The 24,974-nt window shown below is 57.8% G+C and carries 31 protein-coding genes, 1 tRNA gene and 1 pseudogene; 9 read left to right on the top strand and 24 right to left on the bottom strand.

The genetic code is table 11. The features are described from left to right. The first annotated feature begins 16 nt into the window (after positions 1-16). Positions 17-697, top strand: coding sequence for a tetratricopeptide repeat protein (locus AC07OF_RS13815; RefSeq protein ID WP_495073004.1), 681 nt, complete (start codon positions 17-19; stop codon positions 695-697). 16 nt (positions 698-713) lie between these two features. On the opposite strand, the gene AC07OF_RS13810 is transcribed toward AC07OF_RS13815, so the two are convergent. Continuing rightward, positions 714-1,004: a YdcA family protein gene (locus AC07OF_RS13810; RefSeq protein ID WP_495073042.1), complete on the bottom strand. Its 291-nt coding sequence runs from the start codon at positions 1,002-1,004 to the stop codon at positions 714-716. Between the two features lie 243 nt (positions 1,005-1,247). Between AC07OF_RS13810 and AC07OF_RS13805 the strand changes: the two genes are divergently transcribed. From AC07OF_RS13805 to AC07OF_RS13795, 3 genes are all read left to right on the top strand, one after another. After that, positions 1,248-2,333, top strand: a complete 1,086-nt coding sequence (locus tag AC07OF_RS13805; protein ID WP_495073003.1) for a PD-(D/E)XK nuclease family protein — start codon at positions 1,248-1,250, stop codon at positions 2,331-2,333. Between the two features lie 55 nt (positions 2,334-2,388). Then, positions 2,389-2,811 (top strand): hypothetical protein, encoded by a 423-nt coding sequence (locus AC07OF_RS13800; RefSeq protein WP_495073002.1) that lies wholly within the window; start codon positions 2,389-2,391, stop codon positions 2,809-2,811. Between the two features lie 259 nt (positions 2,812-3,070). Next, complete coding sequence (locus AC07OF_RS13795; protein WP_495073001.1) at positions 3,071-3,274, top strand: hypothetical protein; 204 nt, start codon at positions 3,071-3,073, stop codon at positions 3,272-3,274. Here AC07OF_RS13795 and AC07OF_RS13790 read toward each other — a convergent pair. Then, a pseudogene (locus AC07OF_RS13790) lies at positions 3,225-3,404 on the bottom strand (DUF3077 domain-containing protein); the annotation flags it as partial. The gene AC07OF_RS13795 and the pseudogene AC07OF_RS13790 overlap by 50 nt on opposite strands. 42 nt (positions 3,405-3,446) lie before the next feature. Continuing rightward, positions 3,447-3,656 carry a hypothetical protein gene (locus tag AC07OF_RS13785; RefSeq protein ID WP_495073000.1) on the bottom strand — a complete coding sequence of 70 codons (210 nt, stop codon included), beginning with the start codon at positions 3,654-3,656 and terminating at the stop codon, positions 3,447-3,449. Positions 3,657-3,899: 243 nt separating this feature from the next. Between AC07OF_RS13785 and AC07OF_RS13780 the strand changes: the two genes are divergently transcribed. Then, the gene (locus tag AC07OF_RS13780) at positions 3,900-4,862 is read left to right on the top strand and encodes a bifunctional GNAT family N-acetyltransferase/nucleoside diphosphate kinase regulator (RefSeq protein ID WP_495072999.1); all 963 of its coding nucleotides are present in this window, start codon (positions 3,900-3,902) and stop codon (positions 4,860-4,862) included. Positions 4,863-4,976: 114 nt separating this feature from the next. Here the strand turns inward: AC07OF_RS13780 and AC07OF_RS13775 are convergent, their stop codons facing one another. Then, positions 4,977-5,279, bottom strand: coding sequence for a DUF3077 domain-containing protein (locus AC07OF_RS13775; protein ID WP_495072998.1), 303 nt, complete (start codon positions 5,277-5,279; stop codon positions 4,977-4,979). 151 nt (positions 5,280-5,430) lie between these two features. Continuing rightward, positions 5,431-5,658 (bottom strand): hypothetical protein, encoded by a 228-nt coding sequence (locus tag AC07OF_RS13770; protein WP_038609710.1) that lies wholly within the window; start codon positions 5,656-5,658, stop codon positions 5,431-5,433. Between the two features lie 546 nt (positions 5,659-6,204). Here AC07OF_RS13770 and AC07OF_RS13765 point away from each other — a divergent pair. Further along, positions 6,205-7,104 (top strand): HNH endonuclease, encoded by a 900-nt coding sequence (locus AC07OF_RS13765; RefSeq protein ID WP_342625019.1) that lies wholly within the window; start codon positions 6,205-6,207, stop codon positions 7,102-7,104. A gap of 160 nt (positions 7,105-7,264) precedes the next feature. Here the strand turns inward: AC07OF_RS13765 and AC07OF_RS13760 are convergent, their stop codons facing one another. The 11 genes from AC07OF_RS13760 to thrS all read right to left on the bottom strand — a co-directional run bounded on the left by AC07OF_RS13760 (position 7,265) and on the right by thrS (position 16,733). Further along, positions 7,265-8,227: a DNA-processing protein DprA gene (locus AC07OF_RS13760; RefSeq protein WP_342625018.1), complete on the bottom strand. Its 963-nt coding sequence runs from the start codon at positions 8,225-8,227 to the stop codon at positions 7,265-7,267. Between the two features lies 1 nt (position 8,228). Next, positions 8,229-8,828 carry a phosphoribosyltransferase gene (locus AC07OF_RS13755; protein ID WP_495072997.1) on the bottom strand — a complete coding sequence of 200 codons (600 nt, stop codon included), beginning with the start codon at positions 8,826-8,828 and terminating at the stop codon, positions 8,229-8,231. Between the two features lie 433 nt (positions 8,829-9,261). Beyond that, positions 9,262-9,338: transfer RNA gene (locus AC07OF_RS13750), tRNA-Pro, on the bottom strand. Between the two features lie 106 nt (positions 9,339-9,444). Beyond that, complete coding sequence (locus AC07OF_RS13745) at positions 9,445-9,801, bottom strand: MerR family transcriptional regulator (RefSeq protein WP_010222411.1); 357 nt, start codon at positions 9,799-9,801, stop codon at positions 9,445-9,447. Then, positions 9,782-10,084 carry an integration host factor subunit alpha gene (gene ihfA / locus AC07OF_RS13740; protein WP_002553164.1) on the bottom strand — a complete coding sequence of 101 codons (303 nt, stop codon included), beginning with the start codon at positions 10,082-10,084 and terminating at the stop codon, positions 9,782-9,784. Before ihfA ends, AC07OF_RS13745 begins: the two co-directional genes overlap by 20 nt. Before the next feature lie 3 nt (positions 10,085-10,087). Further along, complete coding sequence (pheT, locus tag AC07OF_RS13735) at positions 10,088-12,463, bottom strand: phenylalanine--tRNA ligase subunit beta (protein ID WP_495072996.1); 2,376 nt, start codon at positions 12,461-12,463, stop codon at positions 10,088-10,090. Between the two features lie 36 nt (positions 12,464-12,499). Then, a complete protein-coding gene (gene pheS, locus AC07OF_RS13730; RefSeq protein WP_038609632.1) occupies positions 12,500-13,516 on the bottom strand; it encodes a phenylalanine--tRNA ligase subunit alpha in 1,017 nt (338 codons plus the stop codon). A gap of 102 nt (positions 13,517-13,618) precedes the next feature. Beyond that, positions 13,619-13,975, bottom strand: a complete 357-nt coding sequence (rplT, locus tag AC07OF_RS13725; protein ID WP_010222414.1) for a 50S ribosomal protein L20 — start codon at positions 13,973-13,975, stop codon at positions 13,619-13,621. A gap of 29 nt (positions 13,976-14,004) precedes the next feature. Then, the gene (gene rpmI, locus AC07OF_RS13720; protein WP_027620572.1) at positions 14,005-14,199 is read right to left on the bottom strand and encodes a 50S ribosomal protein L35; all 195 of its coding nucleotides are present in this window, start codon (positions 14,197-14,199) and stop codon (positions 14,005-14,007) included. A 60-nt stretch (positions 14,200-14,259) separates the two neighbouring features. Next, the gene (gene infC, locus AC07OF_RS13715) at positions 14,260-14,811 is read right to left on the bottom strand and encodes a translation initiation factor IF-3 (RefSeq protein ID WP_174446961.1); all 552 of its coding nucleotides are present in this window, start codon (positions 14,809-14,811) and stop codon (positions 14,260-14,262) included. After that, on the bottom strand, positions 14,811-16,733 hold the full coding sequence (gene thrS, locus AC07OF_RS13710; protein ID WP_495072995.1) for a threonine--tRNA ligase: 1,923 nt from the start codon (positions 16,731-16,733) through the stop codon (positions 14,811-14,813). Before thrS ends, infC begins: the two co-directional genes overlap by 1 nt. A gap of 318 nt (positions 16,734-17,051) precedes the next feature. Here thrS and AC07OF_RS13705 point away from each other — a divergent pair, with 318 nt between their 5' ends. Continuing rightward, on the top strand, positions 17,052-17,351 hold the full coding sequence (locus AC07OF_RS13705; protein ID WP_038609621.1) for a hypothetical protein: 300 nt from the start codon (positions 17,052-17,054) through the stop codon (positions 17,349-17,351). A 160-nt stretch (positions 17,352-17,511) separates the two neighbouring features. After that, on the top strand, positions 17,512-17,724 hold the full coding sequence (locus AC07OF_RS13700) for a cold-shock protein (RefSeq protein WP_007956027.1): 213 nt from the start codon (positions 17,512-17,514) through the stop codon (positions 17,722-17,724). Between the two features lie 150 nt (positions 17,725-17,874). Here the strand turns inward: AC07OF_RS13700 and AC07OF_RS13695 are convergent, their stop codons facing one another. Together AC07OF_RS13695 and AC07OF_RS13690 are read right to left on the bottom strand one after the other, a co-directional pair. Beyond that, entirely contained in the window at positions 17,875-18,186 is a 312-nt protein-coding gene (locus tag AC07OF_RS13695; protein WP_476445500.1) for an I78 family peptidase inhibitor, read from the bottom strand. 145 nt (positions 18,187-18,331) lie between these two features. Beyond that, entirely contained in the window at positions 18,332-18,634 is a 303-nt protein-coding gene (locus tag AC07OF_RS13690) for a hypothetical protein (RefSeq protein WP_157192033.1), read from the bottom strand. Positions 18,635-18,824: 190 nt separating this feature from the next. On the opposite strand from AC07OF_RS13690, the gene AC07OF_RS13685 reads away from it, so the two are divergent. Continuing rightward, the gene (locus AC07OF_RS13685; RefSeq protein ID WP_191833711.1) at positions 18,825-19,031 is read left to right on the top strand and encodes a hypothetical protein; all 207 of its coding nucleotides are present in this window, start codon (positions 18,825-18,827) and stop codon (positions 19,029-19,031) included. Here AC07OF_RS13685 and AC07OF_RS13680 read toward each other — a convergent pair. The 6 genes from AC07OF_RS13680 to AC07OF_RS13655 form a co-directional block, all read right to left on the bottom strand. Beyond that, entirely contained in the window at positions 19,003-19,977 is a 975-nt protein-coding gene (locus AC07OF_RS13680; protein WP_476445501.1) for a nucleoside hydrolase, read from the bottom strand. The two genes, AC07OF_RS13685 and AC07OF_RS13680, sit on opposite strands and share 29 nt — an antisense overlap. A 77-nt stretch (positions 19,978-20,054) precedes the next feature. Then, positions 20,055-20,459, bottom strand: a complete 405-nt coding sequence (gene rbsD, locus AC07OF_RS13675) for a D-ribose pyranase (protein ID WP_495072994.1) — start codon at positions 20,457-20,459, stop codon at positions 20,055-20,057. Beyond that, a complete protein-coding gene (gene rbsK, locus AC07OF_RS13670; protein WP_495072993.1) occupies positions 20,456-21,364 on the bottom strand; it encodes a ribokinase in 909 nt (302 codons plus the stop codon). The genes rbsD and rbsK overlap by 4 nt, the downstream gene beginning before the upstream one ends. A 13-nt stretch (positions 21,365-21,377) precedes the next feature. Continuing rightward, positions 21,378-22,400 (bottom strand): LacI family DNA-binding transcriptional regulator, encoded by a 1,023-nt coding sequence (locus tag AC07OF_RS13665; protein ID WP_038609599.1) that lies wholly within the window; start codon positions 22,398-22,400, stop codon positions 21,378-21,380. 3 nt (positions 22,401-22,403) lie between these two features. After that, positions 22,404-23,396: an ABC transporter permease gene (locus AC07OF_RS13660; RefSeq protein ID WP_157192028.1), complete on the bottom strand. Its 993-nt coding sequence runs from the start codon at positions 23,394-23,396 to the stop codon at positions 22,404-22,406. Continuing rightward, complete coding sequence (locus AC07OF_RS13655) at positions 23,393-24,943, bottom strand: sugar ABC transporter ATP-binding protein (protein WP_461531161.1); 1,551 nt, start codon at positions 24,941-24,943, stop codon at positions 23,393-23,395. The genes AC07OF_RS13660 and AC07OF_RS13655 overlap by 4 nt, the downstream gene beginning before the upstream one ends. Between the last annotated feature and the right edge of the window lie 31 nt (positions 24,944-24,974).

The following is a 24,974-nucleotide window of genomic DNA, read 5'->3' as shown; positions in this document are numbered from 1 at the left end:
CAGCCGAGTCCCCCTGATGCCCACCAAGAATCTTCTGCCAGGTCTTGTCCTGGCGTTCTGCGCTGTCGCATCGCTTTGCTCGGTTGCTGCCGAGCGCAGCGCTTCCGCGCACAGCAACAACGCCTCAACCACCCTGATTGAAACCGCCTCGCAGCAGTATGCCGATGGCCAGCTGGACCAAGCCGCTGCGACGCTGGAGCGAGCGCTGCATATCCAGCCGAACAATCCCGCGACGCTGCATTATCTGGGGGTGCTGCGACTTCAGCAGGGCGACTACCAGCAAGCCGAAACGCTGGCGGCGCGCTCCAATCTGCGGGTTGGTCGCAACGTCCAGCTACGCAACCGCAACATGCAACTGATCCAGGCGGCGCAGCAGGCGCAGATTACCGGTACCCCGCCCAATGCCGAACAGGATCGGGTAGCGGTACAGCAAGGGCTGAAAGAGCAAGCACAGGCAGAGCGGGAATCAGCACCGCAGAGGGTTGCAAGGCCGCAACCTGGCGGCGATTTTCAAATGACTTCCTCCGCGCCACAACCCGCGTTCGACGCGACGGATATCCCCCGCGGCCATTGGCCACCTCCAGGCAAATGCCGAATCTGGTTTGCTGATCGCCCGCCCGGGCATCAGCCGGCTCCCGGTAGCTGCAAGAAGCTCAAACGTCAGGTTCCGTTCGGCGCCTATCTGGTGGGTGGTTGAGCTTCTATGGTCAGCATCACTGACGCCGGTAACTCTTCTTGCCGCTCGGCGTCAGGCAATAAACGCCGCCCCGTGGTCCGGTGCAGAAGGTGCCGGTTCCGCAGCCACAGCTGTTGTTTGCGCCTTGCAGCGGTTGCACTGCTGGTCGCGCAGGGCTGACGCCAACGTAGGCGCTGCAGCTTTTTTTCGAGCCACTGATTGAGCCGTCATTGCACAGAAACAGGTCGCCATCACAACCGGCAATACCGCCCTTGCGCCCGGAGCAAGGCGTGTTGGCAGCCAGGACACTGGACGTGCCGAGCATCATGATCAGGGCCAAGCCCAACAAACGGGGAACAACTCGCATCACGACAAGGCCTCCAGAGAAGTGGCCAGATGCTATCAATGTTCGAGGCTATTTTAAACATCGCCGCCGCCCACTGTGGAAGCGAGCTTACCCATGACAAGCCATCAGCCCGAAACAACGCCTACCCATCCTTGATACCATAAAGCCATCACGTCAATATGACTTGCCTGAGCCATCTTCAGGCGATCACAAAGGACCAATGCCATGGATCTGGAGCATGCTCGCGCTTTGCTTGCGCAGGCCGAACAACACCGTCAGCCACCCTACGAACCCAGCATCTTCGCCCTTGGTGGGCGCGGCTACTACGAAAACCCCACGACCGACCTGCTGGCGTTCTTCCTCGATCCCGCGCAGATTCATGGGTTTGGCGATTGTTTCCTTCGCGCCCTGCTGAGTTGCCTACCGGGCACGGAGCAGTTCGACACTCAACTTCGGCTACCACCGCAGCGAGAGGTCAATACCGTCAATGGCAATCGTATCGACCTGATTCTGCACGGTGAAACCTGGAATCTGCTACTGGAAAACAAGATATTCCACAGCCAGGTGAACCCGTTTGCTGATTATGAAAAGCACGCCGCAGGCTTGCTCGATGAAGCGCGGCGGCAACCAAAATTTGTAGTGCTTTCCCCTTCCGGACAAAGTGTCAGCAATGCCTGGACGGGCCTGAGCTATAGCAAATTCACCACCGCCTTACGCACGCAGCTATCCCATCACACCGAGCTCAAGCCCCTGGATAAATGGCAGGTATTGGCTGGGGAGTTTCTGCTGCATCTGGAAAACGTCACGGTAGAGCGCGCCATGGACAGCAAAACCATAGATTTTATCTTCGAGCATTTGCCGCAAATCAATGACCTGAACAAGCTTCGCGACAAAGCCATCGAAGCCTTGAATAGCAAAGTACTTGAACGGCTTGCAGACATACCAGGCTACGCGCCCTTCACACGTCGGCATAACTGGAAAAACGGACCCGCGCTGCGCTACGCCTGCAACGACTGGGGTTCGTGGTCGGATGTGGTGCTGTATTTGAACTGTAAACAAAGCCCGTTGCGGCCATTCGTACGGGTTTATCTGTGTGACGTTAACGATGCACTGATGCAGCAAGGCCGCGAGATGTTCACCAACACCACAAAGCAACCCTGGACTGAAGGCAAGTCAATCATCGGCTTCGAATGGAAGCTGGCATCCTTTGATGAACAGACCGTGATCGATGAAATTACGCAGAAGATGATAGTGCTGATGCAATTCGAGAATGAAGTCAGGCCAGGTGGCGCCAAACTGAAATCACGCTAAAACCAGACCCCATCGACAACTGATGTAACCCACGACACAGGAACGCAAACGACTCATGCACCCTATTACTCAAGTCGATAGCACGCTTTGGGCGCTGATCAACCGATTGGCTGATCAAACATTGCAAACGCCGTACACCCCGAGAAATTGCGAGTTCCGGATAGATACCATCGCGAATGATCGTCTGCACATCACCACCGGTGAGGGCGACACACCGATCCAGATTTCCCGTGAGGCTATTCAACGGACCTTGGACTACCTTGTCCAGCATGAACACATTGGTCAACCCAGTGCCATCCAAATCAAATCGAGCCACCAACCGGCAGATGCGGGCCCCTTGTGCCTGGCAGCCCGTACACAACCGGACGGTACCGTGGGCGTATGCGTAATCACCTACATACTGCCAATTCTTGAGCGCTGCCATGCGGTAGGAATTAGCCGCATGCAAAAGCCAACCAGCACCTGGCTGTTGTCTTGAGACCTCGATACGCGAGTTAACACCCTGCTTAAACTGGCGATGAGCTGCAAAACAGCCCATCGCCAGTTACAGCCCCTACCAAACTAATCACCATTCGTCGCATTCAAAACCCGACAGCAAATTTCCGTCACTGCCTGGCTTGGCTATTGCACAAGCCCGCCTCAGCGGCCCCGAAAAGACGTAATTCTGACGCGGCAGCGGCCAAAATTATCCTTTACGGGCGCCTAAGAGACGCCTGCTCAGTTATCGGAGATGTAACGTGTCAACGCTCAACGAAATCGCAATGAACCACGCGAGAATGGTCAAACGGCTGGCGGAGGAATCGATAGTACTGGAACAGCGGCAGCCCCTGGTCGTGGGCGGTTTCGAGGTTACCTCCATTGACACGCCACACCCCATGCCGCTGCCCTTCATCATTGATGCTCAAGACAGAAGCATCGACCTGATTGCCGTAGCGATCTGATCGCCCCCGCTGCAACCACTGGACCGGCTACCCGCAAACCGGTCCGGCCCTGGGTTGATACCGGCAGGCCATGGGCCAAGTCCTCGACCAGGGCCTTGGCCATCCCAACCAGATAATGCGCTGCCCAAACAGATCACCACCCTGGCCCGATCTCGGAAACTCAGCGCAGCCGTTACTGAGGCTGAACGCCGGTAATTTTCTCTAAACGGATTGGGTAGCCCTGCCCGGGCTGAACGACGGTTTCAGTTTCCACCGTTTGCACCACACGACCGGCAGCGTCCTTGGTAACAGCCACTGATTTACTGTAAGTACTCTGCACCACACAACCAGTGAGTGACGTCGCGGCGGCAATGGTGAGCATCAATACTTGCGCAAGCTTCATACGGGATCTCCTTCCCAAAGTGACAGCGGCGCGCACTTTACCAGCTCTATTAGCATGCAGCACTCGAATAGTGGCATTTTTACATCATCCGTAGATTTACAGTCTGCAGTCGGCCTACTCGCGGCAGGGGACCTCTGGCCAGTCAACCACTTCGAGGTAACCCAACAGGTCAGGCACAGGGCGACTGCTATTCGGCATTACTCGCGTTATGTCGTAAAATAGCCGGTTGCCGAAAGAACCGTCATGGCCATAGCCATGAAGGGCTTTCATCCTTTACATATAACTGTGGTGAAGATGAACAAGCCTTTCATTTCGCTGTGCCCGGAAATTACTCGGGCACACGCACTGACACTGATGGATTGGTTGGAAGATGAGCGCGTTACCTGCTACCTGAGCGATTCGCGTCATGTCTCCCGCTCCATCGAGCAAGTCATCGATCGGACTCAATTGCCGATCCTGACCCACCTATTCAACCGCGGCGGCCGATTCTTCATGGCCTATGACCGGCATGACGCCCCGGTGGGCTTTGTCCGTCTGATCAAGACCGGCCCGAATTGCGAGATCGTCCTGGTCATCGGAGACAGCGACAAATGGGGCCGAAACCTTGGCGCCCGCACCATCCGCGAAGGCATGAAACTGGCCTTCCTCGACATGCGGGCCGAGAAGCTCATCGCCAAGATCCACCCGGACAACGTGCGCTCGCTGAAAGCCTTTCTGCGCAGCGGCTTTCTGCTTGAGAGCGAAACACCGAAATTGAAGTCATTTGCCATGACGGCGGGGCGCTATCTCCAGTGCTTGCGCGAAGGTACCGTTGCCGACGCCACTGAGATCTACATCACTGAAATCGACAAGGCCAGGCTCGAGAGCCTGATCGCGCTCGAGCAAGGCCCGGCCGTTGTTGAACTCGAACATGAGCTTGAGCGAGCCATTGTCGTCACGCCGCAGCAGGTGGCGCGCAATGTCGTCACGATGAACTCCAGGGCCTTGCTGCAGCTGGACGACGAAGAGATCGAAGTGGCCCTGGTCTACCCTGAAGACGCGGACAGCAGCGCCGGGAAGTATTCCGTGTGCTCCGACATCGGCGCCGCCATCCTCGGCTATCAGGAGGGGGACGCCATCGACTGGCGAGTTTCTGACCGGACCCGCCGGATCGGGATCAGGAAAGTGCTTTACCAGCCGGAAGCCGCAGGCGACTTCCACCTGTAATTGCGACTTTAGCTAAGTGTTCGACCATCAGGCGCGAAAGCTCCCCAAGGCTTTCCGTGCCTGATGTGGACCCTCGTACTGACCGCAGGACTGCGCAGCGTGCTACTCGCGAGATCAACCTGCGCCCTGTCCGGCCCCCGACTCAACGAGCATGGCATGGGCCACATCCTCAACCAGCGCCTTGGCCATCCCCACCAGATAATGCGCTGCCCACGCCGACGTACCGTCCTGCTCAAGGCCGGCTTGCAGCGTCAGGTGGTGCGCACAGCCCATCATGACCGAAACCTGCTCCAGCACAAACGCCGCACCGTGCCCTGGTTCGACCCGAAACAACCGCTCAGCGCCTACCCCGCCCTCGCCTTCAGCGAACGTGCCGACGCCTACCGTCTTGAGACCTGACCGCGAACCCTCATCCATCCCAACCTCCCTAGCCGCCACCGCAATTAAAGCGCGACCCTAAATAAATCTGTGGGAGCGGGCGTTGCCCGCGATCGAGCGCAAAGCGCTCGCCTATACCAGACCAGCCACCTGCACCCGACCACGGAACCCCGCGGTTACCGCCGCCAAATCAATGCCGCAACTGAACCTTACTCAACGCCACTTCAACCAAAGCGCGGGCATGGTCGATTTCATGCATGGTCGCCAAGGTCAGCACCTGGCCTGGAGAGCTGGAATGAAGCAGGACAGTCTGCTGTGCCACGGTCATGGCGCAGACCAGGTATTCGGAGATTTGGACGAGGATGTCTTCGAGGGATTGGTTGGGGTTGAGGGGTGGGTCGGGGACGATTTTTAACATAGTGGAACTCCTTGCTGGTGGAGCCGCCACAGACCTGCTGTCAAACAGAAAGGTGGCAGCTATACGCGGGTTGACAGACCGAGAGCAAGGGAACCCGGCGCACACGAATGTGCCCCACGTACAGCCGCCATAAAGCGTGCCGAAGGGTACTTGCTAATCGGTCTGTCAAAACCGGTCGTTGAATTGGCAACGACTGGGGGAGACTAGAGCTCGATTGGAAGCACCGCAATGGCTAGAAAGCTGCGGAAGTATGATTCGGAAATGGACTACAGGGAATCGGGGAATTCTGAAGAAACGCGCTGCTAGCACCTTTCAACCCTTGGCTCAATCCGGTACCTGCCAAGACCTTGGCCCAATCGCCTGGAACGAGAAAGACCGTACAAGCGTCTGGGCCTACTCAGCCCCACCAATACACTGTACCGACTCGGGCAAATTTTCAGACATCTACCAGAAGCAACGACCGGAAATGTCGTAGGGCAACTCCTTTTATTTTGTAGGATCTCACGCTAAAGTTGATGGCTATCTGCCAGACATTAGGGACGCGGAATGCAGTTTTTTTGGGTGAACCTTGGCACGACTCACAGGGAAGCAAAAAACTGTAAATTTCTCTGGGCCCCGTTGAACTCGCAAACCTCAAATGGCAACACACACCGTCGCACCCATTGGGAAAACGTCGGAAAGGTCAAAGCTGGCGACTTAATTTTCTGCTACCACAATAACTATGTACGAGCTATCGCACGCGCAGAACGCGACGCGTACCGGTCAGAACGCCCTTCTACTCGCGCATTTAATGAATGGAACCACGAGGGCTTTCGAGTGGACATCACGCTCGAAACCCTAAATCGCCCTTTACTGAGCAAAAGTATCAGCGCTGCCTACCAAACGCAGTTCGATTCGCGAACGACTCCTACGCTGTTCAACAGCACAGGCGGCGTGAATCAGATTTATATGGCTCAATTGCCAGCGGACGCAGCGTACTTTCTTATGGAGCAAGCTGAGGTAATTACTAAATACGAAGACCTACTGATTAATGCTGGAGCGGTCTCTAGAGTCAACGAGACTACTCGAGAAGCGTTGATCAGGGCACGTCTAGGACAAGGGACTTTTCGTGCTGAGGTGATGAAACGCTGGGAAGGTAAATGCGCCTTAACCGGGGTGCGAAACCCTAATCTCTTAGTTGCCTCTCACATTCATGCTTGGAGCTTAGCTAATAACCATGCGAGGCTCGATGCTGATAATGGGTTATTGCTGGCCACTCACATTGATCGCTTATTTGATTGCGGACTTATATCCTTCCATGAGTGTGGACAGCTGATCATCAGCGACTCCCTTACAGCTGAAGAGCAAAAAGTTTTCGGACTGACCACTTTTACATCGATTGATACCCTGAACGCCGGAAACAGACTGTATTTAGCAAAACATCGCGAGCGCTTCAAACTCTCATAAACCAATTTTAACTTTAGGCTCATGACCTAAAACCACAAAACCTTCTATTGCGCCGCAAGCGATAAGCGATACCAGCTTGCGATATAACAGCACGTCCGACGAACAGCAATAACCGGTGTAATATCACAACCCACAACCCAACTATGGAAAAAGGAAAATATTAGATAAGCTGAGCACTGCCTCGACCAAACAAACCAAGCCCTTCAACTAAATTTTTTTTACTTTCCTCAAGCAACCGTTGCACCAAAAAATAATCAGCCTTACTTTTAATGGGAATAGCCCCTAGCTCTTCAACCATATGCAACGTACCTTCTGAGTTTAGCCCAAGTGGATTATCCGAAGAACTTGGCACTACTGAAAACAGAGGACGATTTTCATTGACACAAAATCTTGCCTGAGTAATTGAACCACTTCGCATCTTTGCTTCGACAATTATTGATCCAGCAGAAAGCCCTACCTGAATTCGATTGCGCGGCACAAAATGATGTTTTCTGGGTGGTGTTCCTACTGGGTGTTCCGAAACCCATGCCCCTCCCGCCTCCAAAATACTATGACCCAGCTTGATGTTGGCAGCCGGATTCGGCTTATCTACGCCACCAGCCAAAACAGCAATTGTTATCCCCCCTGCATCCAAAGCTCCTTGATGGGCAGCTGCATCGATACCCAGCGCAAGACCACTCACAACAGGCCAACCGCTCTCAGACATAAATTTCGCTATTCGCCGAGCGATTTCCTTTCCTGGTTCCGTGGCTTCTCTAGCACCAACAATAGCTACTCCAGGAAGCGAAGTAAGCGCGCTAAAACTACCTTTTAAAAACAATACTGGCGGGGCATCAGTAAGAGATGCTAAATAGTGAGGATATCGTTCATCTCCAAAGCAAAGCATGCTTATGCCATGCGCAGTATTTTTCTCATGACTGCGCCTAGCATCATCCCACTCTTGACTGGATAAAGGCGGAAGATTCACAAAAAAACTAGAAAATATATCTGAAACCTCAGGAAATCCATTAGCGACAGACAGATCAGACAAATTGGCTTTAAGAAAACTAGAAATGCGATCGTTCGGAATCGATTGCTTTTTCAAAACCAAAGCCATCAATTGAGAAAAATACTCAGCTCGCATTTTAATATTCCATGTAAGTTCGCCCCAGCGCAATCATTGCTACGCGTGAAGCACCCGCCTTCAAAAGTAGCTCCTTACACGCCAACAAACTGCACCCGGTACTAGCGACATCATCGAAAAGAAATACTGTTTTACCGTTAATCTCTTCTGTAACTCTTATTGAGTCTGAATGTACTTTTACGCATCTAACCCCACCAGCTGCAGCCTTCTGAACACCATTATATCTTAAAAGGATGTTGTTCGCATTAACAAAATTGAAATCCTTTATCAAATTACGCATAAGCGACATCAAACCTTCGGAAACATTCCCTTTTGTGTGCGAAGGTACGACTGCAAAAAAACATGGATCACCATCAACCAACTTGGATAGTCCTCCTGGAGGGGTAGTCAACACCTTGGTAAAGTAATTAACAGCAGCTCTTCTCCTAGCCTGAGCCCGAGCCTCATTTGATTGATTTTTAATATTAAGTATTGTATGCGTTATGTTATCAATATTTGGATTTGTTCCATCCCCCCAAGGATGATAATCATACAAATGCATAACATCATTGTAATTTATATTCGGATATTTTTTTGTATGCTGGTTGACTACATTGGACATGAGTAAGGTCTTCCAAAACCAAAACAAGAAGTAAGTCAAAAGCAATCTCAAGCAGTTGCTCAAGATATGGCCGCAACACAAAAATGGCGAGGCCTCTCCAATCTTTTAGCGGCTTCAGTCATAAAGTAATGGCAAAGCGCCACCCAGAACGCTAACCCGAGGCGGAAAATTCGTAAACAAGATAATCGTTCATATCGAAAAAAAAGCTACAAACACAATAATTTAGCAAAAAACAGCCTAAAAACTAGATGCATTAAAGGTTTTAACAGCTCTTCCTCGTCAAAGTTATAACGAACTTGACTACCAGGAAGATCTGATAATTAGGCTGAACTAGAGGGAGGTATCGGCTTGAGTGCACCGAGATAAATACTGCAGACACAAAAAAGCCGATCAGATTGATCGGCTTTGTTGTCTGAGCTAACTCAGTAAATAATGGTCGGGACGGAGTGATTCGAACACTCGACCCCTTGCACCCCATGCAAGTGCGCTACCGGGCTGCGCTACGCCCCGACTGGGCTTGAAGCATGTTCCCCTAGTTACTGAGAACGTTGAAGAATGTACCCTAACCTTTTGAATTATGGAAGCATTTTTTCCAAAATTCCCGGCCCGATACGGGCTACTTCTTCAGCACCACCAACACGTCTTCCAACTCGACAATCATCTGCCGGATCAGCTGTTTGTATTGAGTGGTGTCGTCCTTGGCTTCATCGCCAGAGAGGCGCAAACGCGCCCCGCCGATGGTGAAGCCCTGGTCGTACAGCAGCGCGCGGATCTGGCGGATCATCAGCACGTCCTGGCGCTGATAGTACCGCCGGTTACCGCGGCGCTTCACCGGGTTGAGTTGCGGGAATTCCTGCTCCCAGTAGCGGAGCACGTGCGGTTTTACCGCACAAAGCTCGCTCACTTCACCAATGGTGAAGTAGCGTTTGCCTGGAATCGGCGGAAGCTCGTCGTTATGACTTGGTTCCAGCATAGGCCTCAACTCGGGCTTTCAACTTCTGCCCTGGACGAAAGGTGACGACTCGACGCGCCGTGATCGGGATCTCTTCCCCTGTCTTGGGGTTGCGGCCCGGCCGCTGGCGTTTGTCACGCAGGTCAAAATTGCCGAATCCGGACAATTTGACCTGCTCGTTGTCTTCCAGAGCGTGCCTGATTTCCTCAAAGAACAGTTCAACCAATTCCTTGGCTTCACGTTTGTTCAGGCCCAGCTCCTCGTACAGCCGTTCGGCCATCTCAGCTTTCGTCAGAGCACCCATACGCTATTTCCTTAACGTGGTGTTCAACCTTTGTTCGAGCGAGGTGAGGATGTTTTGTGTCGCGGTATTCACCTCTTCATCATTAAGAGTGCGCGACGGATGCTGCCAGGTCAAGCCTACGGCAAGGCTTTTTCTATCAGGATCAATGCCTTTACCCTGATAAACATCAAACAGCCTGAGGTCCGTGAGCCATTCGCCTGCATTGTCACGAATTACTTCAAGCACCGAGCTCGAAGCAACATCACGTCCTGCCACCAAGGCCAGGTCACGACGCACTTCCGGGAATTTCGACAGTTCGCTGAACTTCGGCAGGCGGCCATCGGCCACTTCACCCAGGACCAGCTCAAAGACGAACACCGGACGATCGAGGCCGAGGGTCTTGGCCAGTTCCGGGTGGATGGCACCCAGGTAGCCGACTTCGCGACCATTACGCTCGATGCGTGCGGTTTGGCCCGGATGCAGCGCCGGGTGTTTGCCCGGTACGAAGCTGAACTCGGCGAGCGAGCCGGAGAAGCCCAGCACCGCTTCTACGTCGGCTTTCACGTCGAAGAAGTCGATGGTGTCACGGCCGTTGGCCCAACCTTCCGGCAGGCGGCTGCCGCAGACGACACCGGCAAGCATTGGCTCTTGCTTGAGGTCGCCCAGCTGGCCGACGAAGCGCAGGCCGCTTTCGAACATGCGTACGCGGTCTTGCTGGCGGTTGAGGTTGTGCTGCAGCGATTTGACCAGGCCCGGCCACAGGGAGGCACGCATGGCCGCCATGTCGCTGGAGATCGGGTTGGCCAGCAGCAGTGGCTCGACGCCAGGGCTGAACAGTTCGAAAAGTTTCGGGTCGATGAAGCTGTAGGTGATCGCTTCCTGATAGCCACGGGCAACCAGCAGACGGCGCAGGGCCGGCAGTTCGCCACGGGCTTCGGCCTTGGCCTGCGGAGCCAGGCGCGCTTGCGGGTAACGTACCGGCAGGCGGTTGTAGCCGTACAGGCGGGCCAGTTCTTCGATCAGGTCGACTTCCAGGCTGATGTCGAAGCGATGGCTTGGCACTTCGACCTGCCACTGGCCTTCACCAGCGGTGGTTTTCAGGCCCAGGCCGTTGAGCAGTTGCTCGACTTCGGCGCTGGCCATTTCCATGCCCAGCATCTGGGTCAGGCGCTCGGCACGCAGGGTGACCGGGGCAACCTTCGGCAGGTGCGCTTCGCTGGTGACGTCAACCACAGGGCCGGCTTCGCCGCCGACGATGTCCAGCAGCAGGCCAGTGGCACGCTCGATGGCTTCGCGGGCCAGCTCTGAGTCGACGCCACGCTCGTAGCGGTGCGAGGCATCGGTGTGCAGGCCGTAGGAACGGGCCTTGCCAGCAACCGAAATCGGCTCGAAGAAGGCGCTTTCGAGGAAGATGTCGCGAGTGGTAGCGGAAACACCGCTGTGCTCACCACCCATGACGCCGGCGATGGCCAGGGCGCGGGAGTGGTCGGCGATGACCAGGGTGTCGCTACGCAGCGCCACTTCCTGACCGTCGAGCAGCACGAGTTTCTCGCCCTCCTCGGCCATGCGCACGCGAATGCCGCCGTTGATCTCGGCGAGATCGAAGGCGTGCATCGGCTGGCCCAGTTCGAGCATCACGTAGTTGGTGATGTCGACGGCGGCGTCGATGCTGCGTACGTCGGAACGACGCAGACGCTCGACCATCCACAGCGGGGTCGGACGCGACAGGTCGACGTTACGGATAACGCGGCCCAGGTAACGTGGGCAGGCTGCTGGAGCCAGCACTTCAACCGGACGCACTTCGTCGTGGGCAGCAGCAACGGCCGGCACGGCTAGGCGGGTTACCGGTACGTCGTACAAGGCACCGACGTCACGCGCCAGACCTGCAACCGACAGGCAGTCGCCACGGTTCGGGGTCAGGCCGATTTCGATGCTGGCGTCGTCCAGGTCCAGGTACACGCGAATGTCTTCGCCTACCGGGGCGTCGGCCGCCAGTTCCAGCAGGCCGTCGTTCTCTTCGCTGATCTGCAGTTCGGCAGCCGAGCACAGCATGCCGTTGGACTCAACGCCACGCAGCTTGGCTTTCTTGATTTTGAAGTCGCCCGGCAGTTCGGCGCCGATCATGGCGAACGGGATCTTCAGGCCAGGGCGCACGTTTGGCGCGCCGCACACTACCTGGAAGGTCTCGCTGCCGCTGCTGACCTGGCACACGCGCAGTTTGTCGGCGTCGGGGTGCTGTTCGGTGCTCAGCACCTCACCGACGACGATGCCGCTGAACTGACCGGCAGCCGGGGTAACGCTGTCGACTTCAAGGCCGGCCATCGAAAGACGGGCAACCAGATCGTCGCGGGATACCTGCGGGTTGACCCAACCGCGCAGCCATTTTTCACTGAATTTCATCCTGCTCTCCTGAAAGATTCGTTACGGGTGCGCGACCTAGCGAAATTGCGCAAGGAACCGCAAGTCGTTGTCGAAGAACAGGCGCAAATCGTTGACGCCGTAACGCAGCATGGCCAGGCGCTCGGCGCCCATGCCGAAGGCAAAGCCCTGAAACTCTTCAGGATCGATGCCAGACATGCGCAGCACGTTCGGGTGAACCATGCCGCAACCCATGACTTCCAGCCAGCCGGTCTGCTTGCACACGCGGCAGCCTTTGCCGGAGCAGATCACGCACTGGATGTCGACTTCAGCCGATGGCTCGGTGAAGGGGAAGAAGGACGGACGGAAGCGAACCGCCAGTTCCTTTTCGAAGAACACCCGCAGGAATTCTTCGATGGTGCCTTTGAGGTCGGCGAAATTGATGTCGCGATCGATCAGCAGGCCTTCGACCTGGTGAAACATCGGCGAGTGGGTCAGGTCCGAGTCGCAGCGGTATACGCGGCCCGGGCAGACAATGCGGATTGGCGGCTGGCTGGACTCCATGGTCCGTACCTGCACCGGCGAGGTGTGGGTGCGCAGCAGCATGTTGGCATTGAAGTAGAAGGTGTCATGCATTGCCCGGGCCGGGTGGTGGCCGGGAATGTTGAGGGCTTCGAAGTTGTGGTAGTCGTCTTCGACCTCAGGGCCTTCGGCGATGCCGTAGCCGATGTGGGTGAAGAACTGCTCGATGCGCTCCAGGGTACGGGTGATCGGATGCAGACCACCGGAGGTCTGGCCACGGCCCGGCAGGGTCACATCAATGCACTCGGCGGCCAGACGGGCGCTGAGTTCGGCTTCTTCGAAAGCCGCCTTGCGCGCGTTGAGCACCTCGGTGACGCGTTCCTTGGCGTCGTTGATCAGCGCGCCAACTTTTGGCCGCTCTTCGGCAGGCATGTTGCCCAGGGTCTTCATCACCTGGGTCAGTTCGCCTTTCTTGCCAAGGAATTGAACCCGGATCTGTTCCAGGGCATTGATGTCTTCAGCGCGTTCCACGGCCTCCAGGGCTTGGGAGACCAGCGCGTCCAGGTTTTCCATGTACAGACTCCAGATACAAAATAGGGGAAGAGCGCAGGCTCTTCCCCTATTAAGACGTTAACACCTGGCGCCGGAAATGACGCCGGGTGATTGTCGGGGTACTTAAGCCAGCGAGGCTTTAGCTTTCTCGACAATCGCAGCAAACGCCGCTTTTTCGTTCACTGCCAGATCAGCCAGAACCTTACGGTCGATTTCGATCGACGCTTTTTTCAGGCCAGCGATCAGGCGGCTGTAGGACAGACCGTTGATACGCGCACCAGCGTTGATACGAGCGATCCACAGAGCGCGGAACTGACGTTTTTTCTGACGACGGTCGCGGTAGGCGTATTGGCCTGCCTTGATGACCGCTTGCTTGGCAACACGGAAAACGCGCGAGCGAGCGCCGTAGTAACCTTTAGCCAGTTTCAGAATTTTCTTGTGACGCTTACGAGCGATGACGCCACGCTTTACACGAGCCATGAGTAACTTCCTCTATCTAGAACCAAAAATTAACGAAGGCGCAGCATGCGCTCGACTTTTGCAACGTCCGACGCGTGCAGCAGGCTGCTACCGCGAAGTTGACGCTTACGCTTGGTCGACATTTTGGTCAGGATGTGGCTCTTAAAAGCGTGCTTGTGCTTGATGCCGTTAGCCGTTTTCAAGAAACGCTTGGCTGCACCGCTTTTGGTTTTCATTTTTGGCATGTTCGGATACTCCGCATTCAGTTGATAAACATAACCGCAAGGCCTGCCGTGCCCTGGTGGTTATTTCTTTTTCTTGGGGGCGATGACCATCAAAAGCTGGCGTCCTTCCATCTTCGGATGCTGTTCGACGGTCCCGTATTCGGCGAGATCAGCTTCGATCCGCTTCAACAGTTCCATACCCAGCTCCTGGTGGGCCATCTCACGACCACGGAATCTCAGAGAGATCTTGGTCTTGTCCCCATCACTAAGGAAACGTACCAGGTTGCGTAGTTTTACCTGGTAATCCCCTTCCTCCGTCCCTGGACGAAACTTGATTTCTTTGATCTGGATGATCTTCTGGTTCTTCTTCGCCGCAGCCTGCTGCTTTTTCTTCTCGAACAGGCTCTTGCCGTAGTCGAGGACTTTGCAGACAGGGGGTACAGCGTCAGCAGAAATTTCTACCAGATCCAGTTTCGCTTCTTCAGCGATACGAAGCGCTTCTTCAATCGAGACGATGCCTAACTGCTCGCCGTCAGCGCCAATTAACCGAACCTCACGTGCCGAGATATTCTCGTTGATCGGGGCTTTCGGTACAGCTCGTTTGTCTTGTCTCATATCACGCTTAATAGTAATTACTCCGAATCTTGGCGACCACGCCGGGAAACCGCTTGCGCGAGCAATTCCGTGAACTGGGCGACGGGCATCGAGCCCAGGTCTGCACCTTCACGGGTACGCACAGCGACAGTTTGCGTTTCGACTTCCCGATCCCCGATAACCAGGAGATAAGGAACCTTGAGCAAGGTATGCTCGCGGATCTTAAAGCCAATTTTCTCATTTCTCAAGTCGGACTTGGCACGGAAACCGCTTTCGGCCAGAGTTTTTTCCACTTGCTGAGCAAATTCAGCCTGTTTGTCGGTGATATTCATGATCACCGCCTGGGTTGGCGCCAGCCAAGCCGGGAACGCACCTTCGTAGTGCTCGATGAGAATTCCGACGAAGCGCTCGAACGATCCGAGGATCGCGCGGTGCAGCATCACAGGGTGCTTGCGGCCGTTGTCTTCGGAGACGAATTCGGCACCGAGACGGATCGGCAGGTTGAAGTCGAGCTGCAGGGTACCACATTGCCAGACACGACCCAGGCAATCCTTGAGCGAGAACTCGATCTTCGGACCGTAGAAGGCGCCCTCGCCCGGCTGCAGGTCGTACGGCAGGCCTGCGCTGTCGAGTGCGGCGGCCAGGGCTGCTTCGGCGCGATCCCACAGTTCATCGGAACCGACGCGCTTCTCAGGGCGGGTCGACAGCTTCATTTCGATGTCTTTGAAGCCGAAGTCGGCATAGACATCCATGGTCAGCTTGATGAACGCAGCGGATTCGGACTGCATCTGCTCTTCGGTGCAGAAGATGTGTGCGTCGTCCTGAGTGAAGCCACGCACGCGCATGATCCCGTGCAGGGCACCGGACGGCTCGTTACGGTGGCAAGCACCGAACTCGGCCAGACGCAGCGGCAGCTCGCGGTAGCTCTTCAGGCCCTGGTTGAACACCTGCACGTGGCAAGGGCAGTTCATTGGCTTGATGGCGTAGTCGCGGTTTTCCGACTGGGTGGTGAACATGTTGTCGGCGTAGTTGGCCCAGTGGCCAGACTTTTCCCACAGCGAACGGTCAACAACCTGCGGAGTCTTGATCTCCAGGTAGCCGTTCTCGCGCTGAACCTTGCGCATGTACTGTTCCAGTACCTGGTACAGGGTCCAGCCGTTCGGGTGCCAGAACACCATGCCCGGCGCTTCTTCCTGGAGGTGGAACAGGCCCAGGCGCTTGCCGATTTTACGGTGATCGCGTTTTTCCGCTTCTTCGATGCGCTGAATGTAAGCAGCCAGCTGCTTCTTGTCGGCCCAGGCAGTGCCGTAGACGCGCTGCAGCTGCTCGTTCTTGGCATCGCCGCGCCAGTAGGCGCCGGACAGCTTGGTCAGCTTGAACGATTTCAGGAAACGGGTGTTCGGCACGTGCGGACCGCGGCACATGTCGACGTATTCTTCGTGGTAGTACAGACCCATGGCCTGTTCATCCGGCATGTCTTCGACCAGGCGCAGCTTGTAGTCTTCGCCGCGGGCCTCGAACACTTCGATCACTTCGGCGCGCGGAGTGACCTTTTTGATGACGTCGTAATCGGTGTCGATCAGCTGCTGCATGCGCTGCTCGATGGCAGCCATGTCGTCAGGCGTGAAAGGACGCTCGTAGGCGATGTCGTAATAGAAGCCTTCGTCGATGACCGGACCGATGACCATTTTCGCCGTCGGGTACAGCTGCTTGACTGCGTGGCCGACCAGGTGGGCGCACGAGTGACGGATGATCTCCAGCCCCTCTTCGTCCTTGGGCGTGATGATTTGCAGTTTGGCGTCGTGTTCGATCAGGTCGCAGGCATCGACCAGCTTGCCGTCGACTTTACCGGCGACGGTGGCCTTGGCCAGGCCGGCACCAATGGATGCGGCGACTTCGGCTACGGATACGGCCTTGTCGAAGGAACGTTGACTGCCATCGGGAAGAGTAATAATGGGCATGGCGCCTCCTCTCCTAGTGGTGACCCCTACCAAAGGTCACGTGGGTTGGGATGAGCCAGTACGCGATCCGCCCCTGTCTTTGCACAAGCAAAGCCTGCCTCACAGTGGCAGAAGCCCGAAAGCCTGCCAGGGAACGAACCAGAGTGACTGGAATAAAAAAGTTGGGAGCTGCGCTACAGCAGGTGCTGGCGCGTTTCCGAGCTGAGCATGCTAGCACAAAGCTTTGCGGCGATTGAGGGGAACTTGAACGGAAATTTTCCGCTCAGAGCTTGTGAAGCGTCCTACTCTTGAAAGACCCAACCCAAGGAGTGTTTGGTTATGCGAGTTCAGTCACTTCTGGCCCTGGCGGCCACCTCTGCCCTGCTGTTGCCGCTGAGCGCCACTGCCGGCAAGCTGCCCGCCGACTACCAGGCGACCTGCGTGGCTCAGGCGCAGAAGCAGCAAGGCGTGACCAAGGACAAAGCCGAAGCGCACTGCAGCTGCGCCGCCAAGGTGCTGGAAAAAAACCTCAGCGATGAGCAGATCAAGGACCTCGACACCCTGCAGGATGGCGTAAATGCGACGCTGATGGAGAACACACGAAAACAGGTCGCAGCTGCCTGCGCCCCGAAAAAATAGGCCTTTGGCCAGGTAATCCATCGCTATTTTGCTCCAGATCAGCAATCTGCGAAGGTAAAAGGGGCTACAAGCCCATAATTAGACTATGATGGTCGGCGTGCACCCTGTTGGCCTCGGCAACACCGCACTACTGAAAATCATGTTTCTTGGAGATACACCCATGTCTAATCGCCAAACCGGCACCGTAAAATGGTTCAACGATGAGAAAGGCTTCGGCTTCATCACTCCACAAGGTGGCGGCGACGACCTGTTCGTTCACTTCAAGGCTATCGAAACCGACGGTTTCAAAAGCCTGAAGGAAGGCCAGACTGTCTCCTTCGTTGCCGAAAAAGGCCAGAAGGGCATGCAGGCTGCACAAGTTCGTCCAGAGTAAGCTCTGACCGAATAAAAAAACCCGTCCTTGTGGCGGGTTTTTTTGTGCCTGCAGTTCGGGGTCGCTGTGCGACCCATCGCTGGCAAGGCCAGCTCCCACAGGTGTGCGGCAGTGCTGCCATTGTGGGAGCCGGCCTTGCCGGCGATCGGATCAGCCGCAGTTGACGCTGGTGACCACGCCCTGGGCATCGGTGTGCAGGTTCAAACGCTCGGAGCGGTAATCCATTGTCATGACATCACGCGGCCCAAGGGCATGCGCCATTTGCGAGCCGCTGGCCTTGCGCGCCTGCTCGACCAACGCCGGAGTGGCCTGCTTGCCGATGGCGAACTGAGCGCCACGCGCCTCGCAGCGACCATCGTTGTTCGCCGCAGCCTCTGGCGCCTTCGACGACGAACCACCAGTGCTGCTGCAACCGGCCAGAACGGCAACCGCCAACAGGCTCATCAATGATGCACGGAACATGAATCCTCCTTTAAATACAGAAATACTGCTGCCTATCTGACAGTCTCGCTGGTTTTTTGTTGCAAAACCCGTCAAGTCTGCCTGAGCCAGCGCACTCAGGTAAAAGCGCAATCGTCACGGAATTTTGCACAAACGCCGTCGCAACTCAGTACAGGTCGATGTAATCGCTCGAGGGTTTCGGCCAGTTGGCCTGTAACACGTTGAACACCTGCAACACCCAGCGCTCGTCCGCCGCAGCCTGTTCACCGACGCAGCCGGAACCGGCTGCCCAGGTTTCCAGACGAAAGGCCAGGCCCTCCAGTTCGCGGCCACCGACCACCTGTGACAGCCAGGCAACACCGCTACGGTTGACCCGCAGCTGGTTGTGCACCGCATTGCTGCCCGCGCCAAGCATGCTGCGCACGGCCTCAAGGGTGAACTGTTCGGGGTTGTTCAAATCGATCTGCACAGCGCTGTTCCGACTAGCTGGAAACCGTTAGTTTGCCACGACCCCCGCGCTTATGCCTAAGTCGCAGTGCCTTGGCAGGCATTGGCATGATTTACTGCAGCCTACGGCGGAGCGCAATCAGGCCTCCCCTTTCAAACGCCAGGGCCCGGCATTTGAACCCACAGTGCGCGCAGTTTTTTCGGAACCGCTTATGACAAGCCACATCATCGATGCCGACATCAAGGTCAAATGGCCCGAGGGCCAGAGCGCCTACAGCCCGGCCAGCGCCGAAGAATTGATGCTGATTGCTGTTGACCTGCTGGTCAAAGACCTGGGCAACGAGGCTGCGCGCAGCTTCGTCGATCAGGTCTTTGAGCGCTATGCGCACGCTACTCCAGACGCGCAAGCCGCGTACTGAGCAGGTCAAAAAAGCCCTGGGCATCAGCGCTGTCGATCCACATCACGTTGCTCGGCTGCTCCAGGGTGTTGTACCAGTCAGCAATGGTCTGGCCGTAGGTCGGGCCTTCGCGGCTGTCTACCTGCATGTGAATTTGCCGCCCCTTGAACAGCTCAGGCTTGAGCAGGTAGGCGATCACGCTGGCGTCATGCACCGGGCCTCCGGGCATGCCGTAATGGTCCATGTCGGTCTTGATGTAGGCATTGAGAATATCCACCACCAGCTTGCTGGCCTGGTTGTTCACTGCCGCCAGCTGGCTGAGGCGCGCGTCGCTGGTCAGCACTTTGTGGGTGACGTCCAGCGGCAGGTAAGTCAGTTTGACCCCGCTGCTGAGCACCACTTCAGCGGCCTCCGGGTCGGCGAACAGGTTGAACTCGGCCACCGGGGTGATGTTGCCACCGTTGAAGTGCGCGCCGCCCATCACCACCACTTCCTTGATGCCCTTGGTGATTTCCGGTGCCTGGATCAGCGCCAGGGCCAGGTTGGTCTGCGGGCCTAGCATGGCTACCGTGATGCTGTGCGGCTCGGCCTTGCCCAGGGTGTCGATCAGGTACTGAACGGCGTTGCCTTTGGCCAGGCCGGCCTTGGGCTCATGCACCGGAACACCGGGCAAGCCCTCCTCGCCATGAATATTCGCCGCGTAGATCGGAGCGCGCAGCAACGGTTTGGGTGCACCGGCATACACCGGAATGTCCTCGCGCCCGCCCCACTCCCTGGCCAGCCGTGCATTGCGCGAGGTCTTGTCCAGGCGCACGTTGCCGGCCACGGTGGTGATGGCGCGAATCTTCAGCTCATCGGGCGAAGCCATGGCCAGCAGCAAGGCCACCACGTCGTCGGCACCGGGGTCGGTGTCGATAATCAGATCGATCGGTGCAGCCTGGGCGGCACCTGCCGACAGCAGGGACATCAGCAGTACTCCTTGGAGCAAACGTTTGGCAGGTTGAATCCATTCAATCATCGGACAGGTCCTTGTGAGGCAAGCTTCTAGAAAGTAACGCCAGCGATCAAGACGATATTGCTGTAGGGCTGGCATTCACCCGTGCGCACCACGGCGCGGGCACCACGGCTGAGCTGTTTGAACTCGACGTGGCTAAGCAGGTTGCGGACACCGAGCTGGCCATGCGCATGGCACTGCTCGATGGCGGTCAGGCCGGGGGGATTGGCCTTGAAAATTTCATCGGCGAGCACGTGGCTTTCTACCTGCATCTCGCTCAGCACTGTGCGCAGAACGCTGGCAAAGTCGGGTATCCCGGGGGTCAGCGCCAAGTCGATCAGCTCGACGCCGGGCGGCACCGGCAAACCGGCGTCGCCGATGACCAGGATGTCCCCATGCCCCAGCGAGGCAATGACCCGTGACAGGGCGATATTGAGCAAGGGCGTCTTTTTCATGGCTGCAACTCGGCCAGGTAAGGGATCGAAGGCTGCGCACCAGCGCGGGTGACCGACAGGGCCGCAGCGCGCTGCCCGAAAGCAATCGCCTCGCCCTCCTCCGCCCCGCGTGCCAGCGCAGCGGCAAAGCCACCGACAAAGGTGTCGCCCGCCGCCGTGGTATCCACTGGCTGCACCACCGGCGCCGGGAAGTGCTTGAAGCCTTGGGCATTGGCGAACAAAGCCCCTTGGGCGCCGAGGGTGACGATGACGTTTTTCACCCCGAGGCTGCGCAGGTGACTGGCGGCGGCTTCGGCGCTGGCAAGGTCAGTCACCGGCAACCCGGTCAGCGCCTGTGTTTCGCTTTCGTTGGGGATCAGGTAGTCGATTGCGCCGTACCAGTTCAACGGCAAAGGCCCCGTGCAGGGCGCAGGGTTGAGGATCACCGTTTTGCCCAAGGCACGGCCACGTTCCAGGGTGTAGGCCACGGTCTGCGCAGGTACTTCCAGCTGGCAGATGATCACTTCGGCGCCTTGCAGCAAGACATCGAAGGCTTGCACCGATTCAGGCATCAGCTGGCCGTTGCCACCAGGAATGATGACGATGGAATTCTGGCTGCTGGCATCGACCACGATCAACGCCAGGCCGCTCGATACCCCTGCACACACCGCCACGCCCTGGCAGTCGATCTGCTCGTCGAGCAAGGCCTGGCGCAGCTGTTGACCGTAGGCATCGTCGCCGACGTTGCCGATCATCGCCACCGCCGCCCCCAGGCGCGCCGCGGCCACCGCCTGGTTGGCGCCCTTGCCGCCCGGCACGGTGGCAAACGACTCACCTGCCAGGGTCTCGCCGGCACGCGGCAGGCGCTGGGCGCGGGCTACCAGGTCCATGTTGAGGCTACCTACCACTACTACCTTGGCGTGCATGACTGTTCTGTTCTCAGCGGTATTCATTGAAGAGGTCTGGACGCGGTGCGGTGGACTCACGCAGCACGATCTTCGGTGCGACGATGCGCTGCTCCGGCGCGCCGCGCAGCGGTTGGGCGATACGCGACAGCAACAGGGCGGCGGCGCTCTCGCCCAGTTCGCGAATCGACTGGCCGACGGTGGTCAGCGCCGGGAATACGTAGCGGCTGAGCTGGATGTCGTCGAAACCGATCACCGACAGCTCGCCGGGCACGCAGATGTTGCGCTCGGCGGCGGCGCGCAGCACGCCGATGCCGATCATGTCGTTACCGGCGAAGATCGCCGTCGGCCGCTGGCCGTCGAGCAACTGCGCGGCGGCGGCATAACCGCCCAGGCTGGTGAAATCGCTGTTGACGATGTGCTCGTCGGCAACCGCAACCCCGGCTTCAGCCAAGGCACGCCGGAAGCCGGCCAGACGCAATTGCGCGGTGCTGGTGCTGGCCGGGCCGCCGATGCAGGCGATTTCACGATGGCCCAATTCGAGCAAATGCCGGGTCGCCAGGTATGCACCCTGCTCGTGGTCGATGCTGACCAGATCGGCTTCAACCCCTTCCAGGGCGCGATCTACGATCACCATCGGTGTACGTACATTGGCCAGGCTGCCCTGCAGGTCGCTGTCTTCCCCCACCGAGGCGACGATCAAGCCGTCGATGCGTTTCTCCAGCAGCACGCGCAGGTAGCTGCGCTGCTTTTGCGGGTTGTCGTCGGAATTGCACAGGATCACGCAGTAGCCGTTGCGCTCGCAGGCATCCTCGATGCCGCGGGCCAGCTCGGCGAAGTACGGGTTGACGCTGTTGGGCACCAACAGGCCAATGGTGGCGGTGCTGCGCGCCTTGAGCGAACGGGCGACGGCGCTGGGCACGTAGTCGAGCTCGGCGATGGCCGCCTCGACTTTCAGGCGCACCGGCTCGCTGACCGGTCGGGTCTTGTTCAGTACATGGGACACGGTGGTATAGGAAATCCCCGCCAGTGCCGCGACATCTTTGATAGTTGCCATGGGTCAGTTCCGCCGATTTGAACGTCGGCTACGGTAGGTGTCGAGGACCACGGCGATCACAATGACCGCCCCGGTGATAATGCGTTTGGTCGGCTCTGATGCGCCGATCTGGGCCAGGCCTGCAGCCAGCACGGAGATGATCAGCACACCGAAGAAGGTGCTGATCACCGAACCGCGCCCGCCCATCAGGCTGGTGCCGCCGATAACCACGGCGGCGATGACTTGCAGTTCAAGGCCGGAGCCGGCATTGGGGTCGGCGGCTTCCAGACGGGAGATCTGGAACAGTGCGGCAAGGCCGGCCAGCAGCCCCATTAGCGAGAACACCAGAATCTTGTACGGACGCGGGTCGATACCGGCCAGGCGCACCGCTTCTTCATTGGTGCCGATACCGATCAGGTAGCGGCCGAACACCGTGCGGGTCAGCACCAGCTGGGCAAGGATGATCACCAGCAAGGCGATGATGAACGATGGCGATACGCCAAACGCCAGCGGATTGGAGAGCCAGGCAAAAGCGTCGCCGATGTAGGCAGTGCGCGAGTCGGTCAGCTGGTAAGCCAGGCCGCGGGCCATTTCCAGCACGCCGAGGGAGACGATGAACGATGGAATCCGCCAGGCCACGGTAATCGAACCGGTGATGCTCCCGGCCAGCGCTGCCACGCCCATGCCGAGTAACGCCGCCGGCAGCACGCTCCAGCCCCAGCCGAGGATCGCCACACTGACCGCCGAGGCCGCCAGGGCCAGCACCGAGCCGACCGAGAGGTCGATGCCGCCAATGATCAAGACGAAGGTCATGCCGACCGCCAGGACCATCAGGTCGGGGATCTGGTTGGCCAGGGTGCTGAAGGTGCCGTAAGACAGGAAATGACTGCTGAGGAAGGAAAACAGCACAATCATTGCCAGCAAGGCGCCCGCCAGGCCCAGGTAGGTACCCAGGCCGTAATAGCTGCTGTTGCGCTTGCCGTTGGGAGCAGCGGTGTCCACTGGAGTGGTTTTCATGAGGTTGTCCTGGGTGCCGCTTCATGCAGCAACGCATCACGTTTCTGATAGCCGGCAAAGGCTGCGGCCAGTAGTTGATCCTGGGTCCAATGCTCGCGTTCGAAGGTGTCGATCAGGTGTCCGGCACTGAGCACAGCGATGCGGTCACAAATCAGCATCAGTTCGCGCAGGTCACTGGAGACCACCACCAGCGCCTTGCCCTGGCGCGCCAGTTCGGCGAGCAGGCCGTAGATGTCGAACTTGGCACCGACGTCGATGCCACGGGTCGGTTCGTCGAACAGCAGCACCGTACAATCGCGCTCCAGCCAGCGGCCGATGACCACCTTCTGCTGGTTGCCACCGGACAGCTCGCCAACCACCTGGTCGGGACTGGAACTGCGAATGCGCATGGCGCTGATCTGGCGTTGGGCCAATTCACGTTCGGCATTACCGTCGAGCACGCCAGCGCGGGAAATCGCCGGCAGGTTACCCAGGGCGATGTTGGCGCTGATCGATTGCGACAGCAGCAGCCCTTCACCCTTGCGGTCTTCGGTGATCAGGGCGATGCCTTCGCGCACTGCGGCTACAGGGGAGTCGATCTGCACCGGGCGCAACGGTTGGCCCAGCTCGATAGCGCCGCTGTCGGCGCGATCGGCACCGTAGATCAAACGCAGCAGTTCGGTGCGACCGGCACCGATCAGCCCGGAAATGCCGAAAATTTCGCCGCTGCGCACTTCGAAAGAGACATCGCGCACCTTGTCGGCGCGGCTCAGGCCATTGACCTTGAGAATCGGCGCGCCGATCTGGCGCTGGCCCAGGTCAATGTGCTCGGCCAGTTCGCGGCCGACCATCAGGTTGACCAGCTCTGCGCTGCTGTAGCGCGCCATGGGCTCGACGCACACCAGCTTGCCATCACGCAGCACGGCGATGCGCTGGGCGATGCGCTTGAGCTCTTCCAGGCGGTGAGAGATGTAGACGATGGCCACCCCACGCTGCTGCAGGCGTTCGATCTGGGTGAACAGCAACTCGACCTCGCGCGCGGTGAGCATGGCCGTCGGCTCATCGAAAATCAGCACATGGCAGTCGCCGATCAGGTTGCGGGCAATTTCCACCATCTGTTGATGGCCGATGCCCAGTTCGCCGACCGGGGTGTCCGGGTCGATAGCGTCGAGACCGACCTGAGCCATGGCGGCCCGGGCCTGCTCACGCAAGCGCTTGCGACTGATCCAGCCGCCACGGCTGGGCAGGTTGTCGAGAAACAGGTTCTCGGCCACCGTCAGGGTCGGCAGCAGGTTGAGCTCCTGCATGACCATGCGCACGCCAAGACGCTCAGCAGCGGCACGGCTGCCGGGCTGGTAAGTCTGCCCCTGATAGTGCATCTGCCCGGTGGTCGGCAGCTCGAGGCCGCCGATGATTTTCGACAGGGTGCTCTTGCCCGCGCCGTTCTCGCCAGTGAGGGCCAATACCTCGCCACGATACAGACTCAGCTCGATATCACCGAGCACCGGCTGGGCGTAGGTTTTGCCGATTGCGCTGACTGAAAGCACGACATCCGCAGTCGCTGACATTACTTGATCTCCTGGCGCCCGCCGTCGGGCA

The sequence above is a fragment of the Pseudomonas sp. GW821-FHT10B02 genome (genome assembly GCF_059415665.1).
The sequence above is the reverse complement of the archived record's forward strand: the minus strand, read 5'-3'. Positions and strand labels throughout refer to the sequence as shown.